15 protein-coding genes are annotated in these 13,088 nt (G+C 67.7%); 7 read left to right on the top strand and 8 right to left on the bottom strand.

Going from position 1 to position 13,088, the window contains the following annotated elements; translation table 11 throughout:
* Positions 1–2 precede the first annotated feature (2 nt).
* Positions 3–467 (bottom strand): hypothetical protein, encoded by a 465-nt coding sequence (locus BM372_RS10475; protein WP_090954888.1) that lies wholly within the window; start codon positions 465–467, stop codon positions 3–5.
* 686 nt (positions 468–1,153) lie between these two features.
* Between BM372_RS10475 and dnaB the strand changes: the two genes are divergently transcribed.
* Positions 1,154–2,533, top strand: a complete 1,380-nt coding sequence (dnaB, locus tag BM372_RS10480) for a replicative DNA helicase (protein WP_090954890.1) — start codon at positions 1,154–1,156, stop codon at positions 2,531–2,533.
* Positions 2,534–2,544: 11 nt separating this feature from the next.
* On the opposite strand, the gene BM372_RS10485 is transcribed toward dnaB, so the two are convergent.
* Both BM372_RS10485 and BM372_RS10490 read right to left on the bottom strand, forming a co-directional pair.
* Positions 2,545–3,519 carry an acyl-CoA thioesterase gene (locus tag BM372_RS10485; RefSeq protein WP_090954892.1) on the bottom strand — a complete coding sequence of 325 codons (975 nt, stop codon included), beginning with the start codon at positions 3,517–3,519 and terminating at the stop codon, positions 2,545–2,547.
* Between the two features lie 176 nt (positions 3,520–3,695).
* Entirely contained in the window at positions 3,696–4,130 is a 435-nt protein-coding gene (locus BM372_RS10490; protein WP_090954894.1) for a DoxX family protein, read from the bottom strand.
* 143 nt (positions 4,131–4,273) lie between these two features.
* Here BM372_RS10490 and BM372_RS10495 point away from each other — a divergent pair, with 143 nt between their 5' ends.
* From BM372_RS10495 to BM372_RS10505, 3 genes are all read left to right on the top strand, one after another.
* Entirely contained in the window at positions 4,274–5,629 is a 1,356-nt protein-coding gene (locus tag BM372_RS10495) for an MATE family efflux transporter (protein WP_256214186.1), read from the top strand.
* 68 nt (positions 5,630–5,697) lie between these two features.
* Positions 5,698–6,285 carry a hypothetical protein gene (locus tag BM372_RS10500; RefSeq protein WP_177235959.1) on the top strand — a complete coding sequence of 196 codons (588 nt, stop codon included), beginning with the start codon at positions 5,698–5,700 and terminating at the stop codon, positions 6,283–6,285.
* A gap of 89 nt (positions 6,286–6,374) precedes the next feature.
* Positions 6,375–6,734: a hypothetical protein gene (locus tag BM372_RS10505; RefSeq protein ID WP_090954899.1), complete on the top strand. Its 360-nt coding sequence runs from the start codon at positions 6,375–6,377 to the stop codon at positions 6,732–6,734.
* A gap of 85 nt (positions 6,735–6,819) precedes the next feature.
* Here BM372_RS10505 and BM372_RS10510 read toward each other — a convergent pair whose 3' ends face one another.
* Entirely contained in the window at positions 6,820–7,362 is a 543-nt protein-coding gene (locus tag BM372_RS10510) for a CGNR zinc finger domain-containing protein (protein ID WP_090954901.1), read from the bottom strand.
* 150 nt (positions 7,363–7,512) lie between these two features.
* Between BM372_RS10510 and BM372_RS10515 the strand changes: the two genes are divergently transcribed.
* Together BM372_RS10515 and BM372_RS10520 are read left to right on the top strand one after the other, a co-directional pair.
* Positions 7,513–8,562 (top strand): EamA family transporter, encoded by a 1,050-nt coding sequence (locus BM372_RS10515; RefSeq protein ID WP_090954904.1) that lies wholly within the window; start codon positions 7,513–7,515, stop codon positions 8,560–8,562.
* A gap of 76 nt (positions 8,563–8,638) precedes the next feature.
* On the top strand, positions 8,639–8,911 hold the full coding sequence (locus tag BM372_RS10520; protein ID WP_090954906.1) for a DUF2277 domain-containing protein: 273 nt from the start codon (positions 8,639–8,641) through the stop codon (positions 8,909–8,911).
* A gap of 36 nt (positions 8,912–8,947) precedes the next feature.
* Here the strand turns inward: BM372_RS10520 and BM372_RS10525 are convergent, their stop codons facing one another.
* The 4 genes from BM372_RS10525 to BM372_RS10540 all read right to left on the bottom strand — a co-directional run bounded on the left by BM372_RS10525 (position 8,948) and on the right by BM372_RS10540 (position 12,719).
* Positions 8,948–11,308, bottom strand: a complete 2,361-nt coding sequence (locus BM372_RS10525; RefSeq protein ID WP_090954909.1) for a heavy metal translocating P-type ATPase — start codon at positions 11,306–11,308, stop codon at positions 8,948–8,950.
* Between the two features lie 103 nt (positions 11,309–11,411).
* Complete coding sequence (locus BM372_RS10530) at positions 11,412–11,642, bottom strand: heavy-metal-associated domain-containing protein (protein ID WP_090954911.1); 231 nt, start codon at positions 11,640–11,642, stop codon at positions 11,412–11,414.
* Between the two features lie 66 nt (positions 11,643–11,708).
* Positions 11,709–12,050 (bottom strand): metal-sensitive transcriptional regulator, encoded by a 342-nt coding sequence (locus BM372_RS10535; RefSeq protein ID WP_090954914.1) that lies wholly within the window; start codon positions 12,048–12,050, stop codon positions 11,709–11,711.
* Between the two features lie 183 nt (positions 12,051–12,233).
* Complete coding sequence (locus tag BM372_RS10540) at positions 12,234–12,719, bottom strand: universal stress protein (RefSeq protein ID WP_090954916.1); 486 nt, start codon at positions 12,717–12,719, stop codon at positions 12,234–12,236.
* A gap of 152 nt (positions 12,720–12,871) precedes the next feature.
* Here BM372_RS10540 and BM372_RS10545 point away from each other — a divergent pair, with 152 nt between their 5' ends.
* Positions 12,872–13,078 (top strand): hypothetical protein, encoded by a 207-nt coding sequence (locus BM372_RS10545; RefSeq protein WP_090955111.1) that lies wholly within the window; start codon positions 12,872–12,874, stop codon positions 13,076–13,078.
* The last annotated feature ends 10 nt before the right edge of the window (positions 13,079–13,088 follow it).

Raw genomic sequence — 13,088 nt, forward strand, 5'->3', positions numbered from 1 at the left:
GGCTAGAGCCGTTCTACGTAATTCTTGGCGGTCTGGTGGTCCGAGTGGGTCGAGTGCCGCAGCAACCGGGCGGCCTTGGTCTTGTGGCCGCTACGGGCCAGCGACTGCAGTTCCAGGAAGAGCTGCGGACTGAGGTGTCCGGTGGCAAGCAGGTCGTCCGCGTGGCGGCCCCCTGCGGGGACTGAGGCGTTTCGGACCAGCTGCGCGGCGGTCCGTGCATGGTCCTCCTGTTGCGACTGCTGCTGGGAGTTCTGGCTGGGGTGAATGGACGCTTCGATGCGGGCTCGAGCGGCGACGGCAGACTGGACCTGTGCCGCATAGTGGGCCTGGGACTTAACCGCGAGCTCCCGCTGGTAGCGCTCGGCGTCGGAGACGCCGAAATTCCGGGGCTTCAGGGCTGTGGCGCCCGCCCAAAGCACCGCCGCCAGAATAAGGGCAGGCAACATGACTAGCAGTACATCGCCCATGATTAGAGCTTATGCCAGATTGCGATTGTCCACAGCATGTTCTGCAGCCCGAGTACAGCACGCCGGGGCTCGCGTCAAAGCGGGCCCGCGGCCGTGAGTCCGGTCACAAAAGTCGCCGATTGGGCGGCAAATGTGGCTTCCTGTGCTGCGGCATATCCCCAGCCCAAGCTGCAGGCTGTGGATGAAGCTTCGCGAAAAATTGTTTTGTGTCCACAACACGAATTCAATGTTTCCGCAGGTCAAGCGGAGGTTTCGGGATTAAATTTCTTTCTATCCACAGGCCTACCCACAGACTGTGCACAAGCAGCGGCCAGTAGTGCACAGCTTATCCACAGGCTGGCCCGCCTTCCGGGTTGGTGCCTGCCCCAACGGCAGATAACGTTGCAGGAGATTCGGGCCAGGAAGGCAGAAACGGGCGCTGTATGGATGTCACGCCGAGGCGTTCGGAGCCCGATTTGGGCGAGGTGCGGCCGTGCTGCTATTGATGCCAGCGCCACCGATAGCGGACCTGAGTGCTGGCGGTGTTGGTCACTGCGATATGCGGCGCCGGCATGAACTGTCGGAGCTGACTGATACGAATGGAGCGGCCGGCTGAGCCGGCTCTTGTCACTGGGTCTGAAGGCACAGGGCTTACGCGCCGGGGTGAACGGAATGTTCGCCGCGGCACACAATGGAGGACGGCAGTTTTGTCAGTTACGCATCTGGACTCGGTCGAGGGCACGCGGGGAGCCGAGGGCAGCCGCAAGCCCCCCCAGGACATCCCGGCGGAGCAGTCCGTGCTCGGTGGCATGATGCTGTCCAAGGACGCCATCGCCGACGTCGTCGAGATCCTGCGCGGCCAGGACTTCTACCGTCCGGCACACGAGACCATCTACGAGGCCATCATTGACCTCTACGGCCGTGGTGAACCCGCGGACGCCGTGACGGTCTCGGATGAGCTGACCAAGCGCGGTGAAATCAACAGGATCGGCGGCCCCGCCTACCTGCACGAACTCATCCAGACCGTCCCCACGGCCGCCAACGCTGGATACTACGCCGAAATCGTGGCCGAACGCGCCGTGCTGCGCCGCCTTGTCAATGCCGGCACCAAGATCGTCCAGCTTGGCTACGGGCAGGACGGCGAGGTGGAAGACCTCGTCAACCAGGCGCAGGCCGAGGTCTATGCCGTCGCCGAACGACGCACCGCCGAGGATTATGTGGTCCTCAAGGACGTCATGGAGTCCACGGTGGACGAGATCGAGGCCTCGGGACACCGCGGCGAGGGCATGGTCGGCGTCCCCACGGGCTTCTATGAACTTGATGAGCTGACGCACGGACTGCACCCCGGCCAAATGATCGTCATCGCCGCCCGCCCGGCCGTGGGTAAGTCCACGTTCGCGCTGGACTTCGCCCGCTCGGCCGCCATCAAGAACAACCTCGCCACGGTCATGTTTTCCCTTGAAATGGGCCGCAACGAGATCGCCATGCGCCTGCTGTCCGCCGAGGCCACGATCGGTCTTCAGGACCTTCGCAAGGGCACGATCAAGGACGAGCAGTGGTCCAAAATCGCCACCACCATGGGCCGCATGAATGATGCCCCGCTGTTCATTGATGACAGCCCCAACATGTCGCTCATGGAAATCCGCGCCAAGTGCCGCCGCCTGAAGCAGCAGCATGACCTCAAGCTGGTGATCCTGGACTACCTGCAGCTCATGAGCTCGGGCAAAAAGGTGGAGTCGCGCCAGCAGGAAGTTTCCGAGTTCTCCCGTGCGCTGAAGCTGCTGGCCAAGGAGCTCCAGGTGCCCGTTATCGCGCTGTCGCAGCTGAACCGTGGCTCGGAGCAACGCCAGGACAAGCGGCCCATGGTCTCGGACCTGCGTGAATCCGGTTCCATCGAGCAGGACGCCGACATGGTGATCCTGCTGCACCGTGAAGACGTCTATGACAAAGAGTCCCCGCGCGCCGGCGAGGCGGACATCCTCATCGCCAAGCACCGTAACGGCCCCACGAAGGACATTGTTGTGGCCTTCCAGGGCCACTACTCGCGGTTTGCCAACATGGCGGCCGATGCCGGCGGCGGCTTCTAGCCCGGTTGCGCTCAGCCGTTGCCCGCCGCGAGCAGGTGGTTCGGCAGCCGGTTCCCCGGGGCCCGGCCGCGGATTTCCAGCAGTTCCCGGGCGTGGGCGTGCAGCCTCTTGTCCTCCGCGGAGACCGGTACCCATTGCGGGATCGGGACCGAGGTGCCGGTCTCATCGCGCGCCACCATGACGGTCAGGCAGTAGGTGGTGAGGTTCAGCTCGCGCCCCTTGGGGTCGCCCGAACGGACATGGACGGCGATGTGCATGCCCTTAGTGCCCGTGTAGACCAGGCGCGCCTCTACCTCCACCACGTCGCCGATCAGCAGCGGCCGGTAGAACCGCACGCCGCCGGAGAACACGGCCACGGTGTCCTTGCCGCAGTACCGGGAGGCGCAGACGTAGGCGGCCTCGTCGATCCACTTCATGACGATGCCGCCGTGGACCTTGCCGCCCCAGTTCACGTCCGTGGGCGCCGCCATGAACCGCAGCACCACCCGCTCGGCCGTGCCGGCATCGGTATATTCCTGTCCGCTCATGGCTTGGACGATGGCTTCGCGGACCTTGATCCGGGCCAGCGCATCGTCCCGCTGTTCGATTTCCGCCGGCGTCCCCGGTTCAAACCCCGGAACGGCGATGGGCTTGCCGTCCGCGCCCACGGCCACGAAGATCACGATGCACTGGCTGCGCATGGTGGCCGGTCCACCCCTTGGATCGGACGAGGACACCACGGTGCGGATATGCATCGATGACCGCCCGGTGTAAACGATGGTGGCTTTGACCTCCACCATGTCGCCGCTGTTGACCGGATCCGCGAAGTGGATGTTCCCCACATAGGCTGTCACGCAGTAGGACTTTGCCCAGCCGACGGCGGCGGCGTAGGCGGCCTTGTCCACCCACTCCAGCACGGTGCCGGCGTCGACCGAGCCGCTGTGGCCCACGTCGGTGGGCGCCGCCAGGAAGCGCAGGGTCACGGCATTGGGCGCGTTCTCGCTCATGCTGGAAGTTTACTGAACGGCCCGGCCGGGGCCGGGGTCCGGCGACACAATCGCTGTCCGGGACGCCATAACCCGGCGGGCCATAAGTGCTGGCGCACGACGGCGGGCGGCCACCGCTTGGTGACCGCCCGCCAGGGAGCGCCCGCAAAGGAGCGCCGCACGATTCGGGTGCTGTCCTAGGCGAGGACGCGCAGTTTCGAGCCGCTGCGGCCAAAGAGTGCCTTGTCCACGGAGACGCTGCCTGCCCCGACGAGCGCCACGGCCAGGGCTGCGGCCGCCAGGATCAGGACCAGCTCATAGCCGCCGGTTGCCACAAAGACACCAGCAGAGGCGTGCACCAGGAACAGGGCGCCGAGCATGTCCAAGGCCAGGAGGGCAGCGAACACGCGGGTGAGCACGCCCAGGATCAATGCGACGCCGCCGACGAGTTCGAGGGTGGCGACGATCGGGGCCACCGCCTGGGCCGCGGGGACGCCCATCTGTGTGAAGGCCGCCTGGGTGCCGGCAATGGTGAATTCGTTGAACTTCTGCCAGCCGTGGGCTGCGAACAGGAAGCCTGCAATGACGCGCAGGATGGTCCGGGCGGAGGTGGTCAGTGCGGGCTGGTTCATGAGTTGCCCTTTCGGGGTAGGGGCGCTCGGCGGTGCCACCAAAACGTGAAAAGTTGTATCTTCAACTACTACTGTGGACGCTTTTAGTTGAAATGTCAATCAATGACGCGGGTGGACGTGGAAGCGCCCGTTAGGGTTAATCCGTGCCTGCCTCCCCTCCGCTGCCAAAGACCCTGCCGCCGTCCTCAGGTCACCGGCGGGAAATCCTCCGCCTCGCCGTACCGGCCTTTGGTGCCCTGATTGCCGAGCCGCTGTTCCTGCTCGCCGATTCTGCAATCGTGGGTCACCTCGGAGTGGCCGAGCTGGCCGGCGTCGGGCTGGCGTCGGCGGTGCTCCACACGGCGGTGGGACTCATGGTGTTCCTCGCATATTCCACGACGCCGGCGGTGGCGCGGGCCATCGGCAACGGCCAGCTCGCCAAAGCCCTCGCCGCCGGGCGTGACGGCATCTGGCTGGCGCTCCTGCTCGGAATCGTCCTGGCGGTCGCCGGATTCCTGGCCGCCGGGCCCCTTTTGGACCTGATGGGCGCCCGCGGCGAGGTGCACGCGTTTGCCGTTGACTACCTACGGTGGTCCATGCCCGGTCTGGTGGCGATGCTGCTCATCTTCGCCGGCACCGGAGTGCTCCGGGGGCTCCAGGACACGCGCACGCCCCTGGTTGTGGCGGCGGCGGGCTTCACGCTGAATATCGTGCTGAACCTGGTCCTCGTCTACGGTCTGGGCTGGTCGGTGGCCGGCTCGGCCGCGGGTACGAGCATCGCGCAATGGGCAATGGCCGCGGTCTACGTGCTCATCGTCTGGCGCAACGCCCGCCGTCATGGCGTGTCCCTGCTGCCGGACTGGCGCGGCATCCGGGCCCTGACCCGGGTGGGATCGTGGCTGATGCTGCGCACGCTGAGCCTGCGCATTGCGATTCTTGCCACGGTAATGGTGGTCACGGCCCAGGGTCCGGTCAATCTTGCCGCGCACCAGCTGGCCATGACCATCTTCACGTTCTTCGCCTTCGCCCTGGATGCCCTCGCGATCGCGGCGCAGGCCCTGATTGGCAAGGAGCTCGGGGCGGCCCGGCCGGAGACGGCGCGGGCGCTGACGGGCACCATGACTCGGTGGGGACTCGGCTTTGGCGCCCTGACCGGGGCGGTGCTCGCCGCGGCGGCGCCCTGGGCCGGCGCTCTGTTCACCTCCGACGCCGACGTCCGCGCGGCGCTCACGCTCGCGCTGTGGGTGCTCGCCGCCGGGCAGCCGATCGCCGGATACGTTTTCGTCCTCGACGGCGTCCTCATCGGCGCCGGCGACGCCCGCTATCTGGCGATCGCCGGCGTCGTCAATCTGGCCGTCTACGTGCCGCTGCTGCTGGCTGTGTCCTGGTCCGGGGTTGCGGGCGGCGAAGGGCTGCTCTGGCTCTGGGCAGCCTTCTCGCTGGGCTACATGGCTGCCCGGGCGCTGACGCTGGGCCTCAGGGCACGGACAGACCGGTGGATGGTCCTCGGGGTGCTGTGAGCCCGACCCCTGCCGGCACACGTCCCGGACAGACATGCACGGCGGCGGCTTCGCACTAAACTGGTCGGGTGACTCTCCCCGCAGCGCCTGACTCGACCCCTGCCCTCCGCGCCGCCACCGATCTTTGGAAGCCCGTGCTGGTCAGGGCCGGCGTTGCGCTCGTTTTCGGCGCAGTGACGGTGTTCTGGGCCGCGCCGTCCGAGGCCGGCATGGGCTGGGCCGGGGGGCTCTACCTCCTGGCCACCGGGGTGATACTGATTTGGACCGTGACGAAGTCCGGATACCGGCCGCAGGAACGTGCCGGCAGGATCCTCTCCGCCGGCGCGGCCGCCCTTGCCGGAGCCGGCGCCGCCGTTGCCCTGATCCCCAGCCCCCTCGTCTTCGGAGCCATCGCGGCCGTGGGCCTCGGCGTCGCCGGTGCCGCGGAGCTGTTCGCGGGCATCCTGGCCCGCGGCCGCTCCGTCCTGGCCCGGGACTGGATCGCCTCCGGCGTGATCGGACTGGGCACGGCGGTCGCGCTGCCGTTCTTCATTGGCCTCGGTCCGCACGCACTCCTCGGCGTTGCCGGCGGCGGTGCCATCATCAGCGGCGTCCTGTGGATGCTGTCCGGGCTGACCCTGCGGCACGATGCTCGGGGCGATTCCGCGAGGCCGTAAACTAGTACCGACAGGTTCTACCCGGCGTAGAACAATTGCGGTAAAGAGACAGCCGCGCTTTTGCGCACAGGCTGCAGGAGGAATACACCTTGGCACAGCAGAAACCCGGAGCGCCCCGCAGCCTGCGGACGTCGGTCAAGGGACCGCTCATGTTCTCCGCGTTCTGGGCCGTGGTGGTTTTCGTCGGCGTCCTGATCTTCGCCTCGGGCGGCAGCGCCCGCTCGCCCCGCTTCGATCTGGCCTTCACCGGTGCCGGGATCGCCTTCATCGTGATTCTCGTGGTGGCGGCCATGCTCTCGATGAGCTACAAGGAGAACGCGGAGCACCTGGGGAAGGGCTCCGGTGTCAACCTCAGTTCCAAGCGAAGCTCCGGCCACGGCGGCCCGTCTGCCCCCGGGCCCGACGCTGCCGGCCACGCCGATTCCGGCGACAACGGGCCCACCGCCTAAGAGCGGGGCCTCATCCGGAGCCCTACCACTAAGACGTACGGCCGGCCGGCGTGAGCGGCCGGCCGCTGTCGTCAGGATGCCGGCGTCAGGACGCGGCCTTCCGGGCCCGGTACGCGGCCACATGTGCGCGGTTGGCGCAGTTTCCCGTGTCGCAGTAGCGCTTCGAACGGTTGCGGCTCAGGTCCAGCACGACGGCGTCGCAGTCTTCCGCGGCACACACCAGCAGCCGGTCCATTTCCTTGCTGCGGATCACGTCGACTATCGCCATCGCCGCCTCCGTGCTCATCCGGTCGGCCAGCGGGGCTTCCGGCGTCGTGGCGTGCAGGTGCCAGTCCCAGGGGTCGTGCTTGACCAGTTGGGGGAGCGCCCGGGCTTCGCGGAGCAACCGGTTCACGGTTTCTGCCGCTGGAGCCTCCTCCGCCAGCCAGAGGCCGGCGAGCTCGCTGCGCAGCCGCCGCACGCTTGCCAACTCGGCCTCGTCCCGGGTCCGCGAGCCGGTGAACCCCTCGGCCGCCAGGAAGTCATCGAGGTCCTTCGCGGTGGCCAGGTGCTCCTCGCCGTTGGCCGCGGTGTTGATCAGGTTGACCACGGAGCGCAGGGCAGCTTCCGTGTCAGGGGCAAAGACCATCTTGACTCCTTACCTTGCCGGGGCGTAATGTCATGACCATAACCCTACTTTACTCCTGACAGGAGAATGCCCGTGTCTGTCCGCCGCCCCGTCGCCGCCCCCGTTCGAGACCTTGCCGCCCCGTGGCCCGGCTCGGAACCGGGCGGGGCCATGCCGGGCACTCGGGACACCGGGCGGGCCGGAGCGGTGTCCGGTTTCATGGCCTCGGGCCTGGGTGTCGCCTTGTTCTCCTCGGCCGTCTTTGGCCTCTCGGGCTCCTTCGCCAAGGCGCTGCTGGAAACGGGCTGGACACCCGGTGCCGCCGTCACGGCCCGCCTCACCGGTGCCGCGCTGATCCTGGCGGTTCCCGCCATCGCCGCATTGCGCGGACGCTGGCACCAGCTCAGGGAGAACTGGCTGACGGTCCTGCTCTTCGGAGTCATCGGGGTGGCTGCCTGCCAGCTGTTCTACTTCAACGCCGTGTCCCGGCTGTCCGTCGGCGTCGCTCTCCTGCTGGAGTACCTCGCGCCCGTGATCATTGTGCTTTGGCTTTGGGCCGCGAGCCGGAAGCGCCCCCGCCCGCTGACCATCGCCGGCACGCTGCTGTCGCTGGGCGGGCTGGTCCTGGTTCTGGACCTCACGGGTGCCGTGAAGATCGATCTGATCGGCGTGCTGTGGGGGATTGCGGCGGCTGTTTGCCTTGCCATCTATTTCTTCATCACGGCCAAGGAAAATGACACCCTTCCGCCGATTGTCCTCGCCTCGGGCGGCCTGATGGTCGGTGCGGCGGTGATGTGGCTCGCGGCCGCCACCGGGCTGGCGCCGATGGCCTTCAGCACGGCGGACACCCGGCTGGGGCCCTGGATGACCCCGTGGTGGGTCTGCCTCGGCGGCCTGGTGGTCCTGGCGACGGTTGTGGCGTATGTGTCCGGCATTGTCGCCGCGCGGGCACTCGGCTCCAAGGTGGCGTCCTTCGTCTCGCTGACCGAAGTGCTCTTTGCCGTCCTCTGGGCGTGGCTGCTGCTCGGCGAACTGCCCGGGACCATCCAGCTGCTGGGCGGCCTCCTGATCGTCGGAGGCGTCGTTTTGGTCCGCGCGGATGAACTCCGGGCGGACGAACCGCCGGTCGCCGGACTCCGCGCCGCCGCACTCCCGGCTCCCCTGCAGGTTCCGCTGCAGGCACCGCTTGAGCAAGCGAACGACGTCGAACGCGTCCCCTAGGACCCTGCCAGGCCGGTGTTCCGGCGTAGCGGCCGCGGGCCTTCATCCCCACCGGCGAAGAGCTTACAGTGGAGATATGTGCCGCAACATCCGGACCCTGCATAATTTTGAGCCGCACGCCACGTCGGCGGAGGTGGAGGCCGCAGCGCTGCAGTACGTGCGCAAGATCAGCGGCTCCACCAAGCCGTCCAAGGCCAACGAGGAAGCCTTCAACCGGGCTGTGCACGAGATCGCGCACGCTACCGAGCACCTGCTCGAATCCCTGGTGACGCACGCCCCGGCCAAGGACCGGGCGGAGGAAGCTGCCAAGGCGCGTGCAAGGGCGGCCGTCCGGTATGGCGCCGCCTAACCTGCAATCCTGAACTGGTAGGCGGGCTGGGGTGCCCTATTTGCCGAAGCTGCGCAGGCGCAGCGAGTTGGCCACCACCAGCACGGAGCTGGCCGCCATGGCGGCTCCGGCGATCATCGGGTTTAGCAGTCCCAGGGCCGCCACCGGGATACCCACGGCGTTGTAGAAGAAGGCCCAGAAGAGGTTGGTCTTGATGGTGGCCAGGGTCCGCCGGGAGAGCTCAATTGCCTGGGCCACCTGCCCCAGATCATTGCCCATGACGGTCAGGTCGGCGGCTTCGATGGCGACGTCCGTCCCGGACCCCATGGCCACGCCCAGGTCTGCCTGGGCCAGCGCCGCGGCGTCGTTGACGCCATCCCCGGCCATCGCCACGGTGGCACCGGCCGCCTGCAGGCTGCGCACGGCCTGAACCTTGCCCTCCGGCAGCACGCCGGCGAAGACGTCCTCGGGGCGGATCCCGACGGCGGCAGCCACTTGGGCGGCCACCGCGGCGTTGTCGCCGGTCAGGAGCATGGGCCGCAGCCCGAGTCGGCGGAGCCGGTCCACGGCGGCCTTGGAGCCGGGCTTCAGGGAATCGCGCAGGCGGATGATTCCGGCGGGTTCGCCGTCCACGGCAACCCAGATCGCGGTGGCACCGGTGTCCTCGGCGGCGGCCAGCGCCTCCCGCTGCGCGGGAGTCGGGGTGATTCCGTTCTCCTGCAGCCAGCCGGTGCGGCCCGCGGCCACGATCTGGCCGTCGACGGTGCCCAGCACTCCGCCGCCGGGTGCGGAACGGAAACCGGCGACGGCGTCGATACCCGCGAAGCTTGCCTGCCCTGCGCCCCTATGGCCTGCGCCCACCATCGCCGCCTCGGCTGCCGCTGCGGCGATCGCGCGGGCGATGGGGTGCTCGGAGGAGTTTTCCACGGCCCCGGCGAGGCGCAGGACCTGAGCCTCGCTGTATGTTCCGAAGCCCTGGATGCCGTCCACGGCGAGCCTGCCCGTGGTGACTGTGCCGGTCTTGTCCAGCAGGATCGTGTCCACAGTCCGGGTGTCTTCAAGGATCTGCGGTCCCTTGATGAGGATGCCGAGCTGGGCGCCGCGGCCGGTCCCCGTCAGCAGCCCCACCGGCGTGGCCAGGCCCAGGGCGCAGGGGCACGCGATGACCAGCACGGCAACGGCCGCGGTGAATGCTGCCCGGAGTCCGTCGGCTCCGGGGGCAGGCCCGGCGGCCAGCAGCCAGGCTCCGAAGGTGAGGGCCGCGACCGCCAGGACCACCGGGACGAAGACGGCGCTGATCCGGTCCGCGAGCCGGGCAATCGGGGCTTTCCCGGTCTGAGCAGCGGAGACGAGCCGGCCCATCTGCGCCAAGGTCGTTTCCGAACCGACGCGTGTGGCGCGAACCAAGAGCCGGCCGGAGGTGTTGATGGTGGCACCGGTGACCTGGCTGCCCGGGCCGACCTCCACCGGCACGGATTCTCCGGTGACAAGCGAGGCATCCACGGCCGAGGAGCCGCCCAGGACCACGCCGTCCGTGGCGATCTTTTCACCGGGCCGGACAACGATCTCGTCTCCGACGGCGAGCTGCCCGGCGGGGATCTTGTGTTCCCGGCCGTTGCGCATCACGGTGGCGTCCTTGGCGCCAAGGCTGAGCAGGGCCGTGAGGGCATCGCCGGCCTTGCGCTTGGCACCGGCCTCCAGATAGCGGCCCAGCAACAGGAAAGTGGTGACGACGGCCGCGACCTCGAAGTAGAGGCCGCCGGAGCCCATGCCTTCCATGGCCGGGGATTCGGTCAGGCGCGGGTCCGCCAGGAGCTGCCCGGTGGAGAACGCATAGGCCGCGATCACGCCAATCGAAACCAGCGTGTCCATGGTTGAGGCACCGTGCCGCGCGTTGATGGCTGCGGCCCGGTGGAACGGCCACGCCGCCCAGCCGACCACCGGCAGGGCGAGAACGGCGACCACCCAGCCCCAGTGGGGGAACTGGAAGGCCGGGAACATGGAGATCGCCACTACCGGAACGGCGAGGGCGGCTGCCGTGATGAGCCGCGGGCGGAGTTTGGCCGCTGCGTTCGACGGTTTTGGTTCATTACGTGCGGCTCCACCGGAGACACCCTCCGGTTCAGTGCTGACGGGTTGGTGTGGTGTGTCCGAGTGGAGCGTGTCCGGGTGCAGTGGAGCCCGGATGGTGGCCTTGTAGCCGGCCGCCGCAACCGTGGCGGTGATTTGCTCGTCACTGATGTTTGCCGGGACGGTGACGTGGGCGGACTCAAGTGGCAGGTTGACGGTGGCGTCGACGCCGTCGAGCTTTCCGAGCTTGCGTTCGACCCGGTTGACGCAGGAAGCGCACGTCATGCCTTCGATGTCGAGGTCGAGGACGCGGCGTCCGGCCTGGCCCAGCAACTGCTCGTTACTCACGGTTCCTTCCCGACTCACTGTGCGTTCCTTACTCACCGCGTGTCCTGCCCCGGCTTGTTCCCTAAAGTTCTTCGCTGCGCGGCGGCCGCTCAGCGTGGGGCACTCAGGCTTCGGTGGCGACCACGAGGTAGCCGGCTTCAGCGACCGCCTCGCCGATCTCGGAGGATGACAGGGCTTCGCTGGACGTGATGGTGACGGTGGAGATGCCGCCGGCGTTGAGGTCCACGTCGACCTTTTCGACGCCGGAGAGCGCCTCAAGTTCTTCGCTGACGGAGGACACGCAGTGGCCGCAGGTCATGCCGGATACGTTGACGGTGGTGGAAACAGTGCTCATGGCGTGCTCCTTGTCGGTGGGGGCGCTCGGTGGTTCCGGGCCCGGGGAGTGGTTGACGTGCAGGTTCTAGCGCAGGAGTCGACCGATGGCCTCGGTGGCCTCTTTGACCTTGAAATCGATGGCGTCGGCCCGCAAGCCGGGATCAGGCTCCGCGGCGGCGCCGACCACGCAGTGGCCGATATGCTCTTCCACGAGCCCCAGGCTCACGGCATGCAGGGCCTTGGTGACCGCGGCCACCTGGGTGAGGATGTCGATGCAGTATTTGTCCTCGTCGACCATCCGGGCAATGCCGCGCACCTGGCCTTCGATCCGCTTGAGCCTGCGCAGGTACGCCTCTTTGTTGGCGGTGTAGCCGTGCTGCTCATGGGACCCCAGACCGGCCGTGCCGGGAATTTCGGACTCGCTCATGTCCCCAACCTATACCCCCTAGGGGTATCTGGCAACAGGCAGAAAATAAAACAGCTCCGGAGTGCGTTATTGGGGGATACGCACTCCGGAGCAGCTATGGGGTAGGCGGTTCATCCCGCCTACACATCGAGCTTAGTCGGCAGTGGCGGGATAACGCCAGCACCCCGAATAACTACTTTCGCTTTACTTTTCCACCACCGGCACGATCAGGACCGGACGCTCCTGATGGTGACTGAGCCATGCCGCGACTGAGCCGTTGAGTGCCGCGGAAATGCGGTGGCCGACCCCGCGCTCGGGGGTCCCCACGACGATCATGAGCGCGTCAGCCTCAGCCGCCAGCCTGCCGATCGCCCGGGCCGGGTCGCCCGGCAGCGTGCGCAGGGTCCACTCGACCGCCATGCTGTCGCAGGTTGCGCCGATGCTGGACCGCAGCTTCCGGGTGGTCGCCCGGACCTCGGCGTCATCGGCATCCCGATGCAGGGACGAGCGGTGCGCGGTCCGTGCTGGGTCCCATTCCACCAGGTAGCTCGCCTCGTCGACATGCACGCAGATCATCGGCGCAGCGAGGCGCTTCGCAAGCGATGCCGCGGTCTGCAGCACCTCCGGATGCTGCCCGGGAAGCACCCCTACCACTAGGGGCCGCTGGCCGGTGACCGACTCGTCAGACATACTTCATTCTGGCGCCGGACAGCCGCGTTGAACAGGGGCTTTCCGTTCCGCTCCGGCGGCTGGGGACGTTGCGCGGGCGTTGGCCGCGGCATCCCTTGAACACCCCGGGGACAGGGGCCTACGGTTGAAGGACACAGGAGGAGGTGGCCGCCGTGGAGATCTACATGTGGTGGCTGGATCTGGATTTGGCGAGTAAAGAATGGCTCCGGGAAAACCTCCGGGCCGCCGAACTGCCCGAGTCCGTGCTTCGGGGTATCGCCGATGCGGGCGGCCCAGGTCCCGAGCGGGCGCCCGGCGGCGCCGCCTTGACGGCCGCCGACTGGGATTTCATCGAGACGCAATCGGAGTTCGTCGACTGACGGCAGCCCA

The organism is Arthrobacter sp. ov118, assembly GCF_900116495.1.
Classification (GTDB): domain Bacteria; phylum Actinomycetota; class Actinomycetes; order Actinomycetales; family Micrococcaceae; genus Arthrobacter.

What these genes read in the sequence shown, in the direction of transcription:
- BM372_RS10475 (WP_090954888.1), bottom strand. Translation starts at nt 467, where the DNA reads ATGGGCGATGTACTGCTAGTCATGTTGCCTGCCCTTATTCTGGCGGCG.
- BM372_RS10485 (WP_090954892.1), bottom strand. Translation starts at nt 3,519, where the DNA reads ATGAGCGAGAACGCGCCCAATGCCGTGACCCTGCGCTTCCTGGCGGCG.
- BM372_RS10490 (WP_090954894.1), bottom strand. Translation starts at nt 4,130, where the DNA reads ATGAACCAGCCCGCACTGACCACCTCCGCCCGGACCATCCTGCGCGTC.
- BM372_RS10510 (WP_090954901.1), bottom strand. Translation starts at nt 7,362, where the DNA reads ATGGTCTTTGCCCCTGACACGGAAGCTGCCCTGCGCTCCGTGGTCAAC.
- BM372_RS10515 (WP_090954904.1), top strand. Translation starts at nt 7,513, where the DNA reads ATGCCGGGCACTCGGGACACCGGGCGGGCCGGAGCGGTGTCCGGTTTC.
- BM372_RS10520 (WP_090954906.1), top strand. Translation starts at nt 8,639, where the DNA reads ATGTGCCGCAACATCCGGACCCTGCATAATTTTGAGCCGCACGCCACG.
- BM372_RS10530 (WP_090954911.1), bottom strand. Translation starts at nt 11,642, where the DNA reads ATGAGCACTGTTTCCACCACCGTCAACGTATCCGGCATGACCTGCGGC.
- BM372_RS10535 (WP_090954914.1), bottom strand. Translation starts at nt 12,050, where the DNA reads ATGAGCGAGTCCGAAATTCCCGGCACGGCCGGTCTGGGGTCCCATGAG.
- BM372_RS10540 (WP_090954916.1), bottom strand. Translation starts at nt 12,719, where the DNA reads ATGTCTGACGAGTCGGTCACCGGCCAGCGGCCCCTAGTGGTAGGGGTG.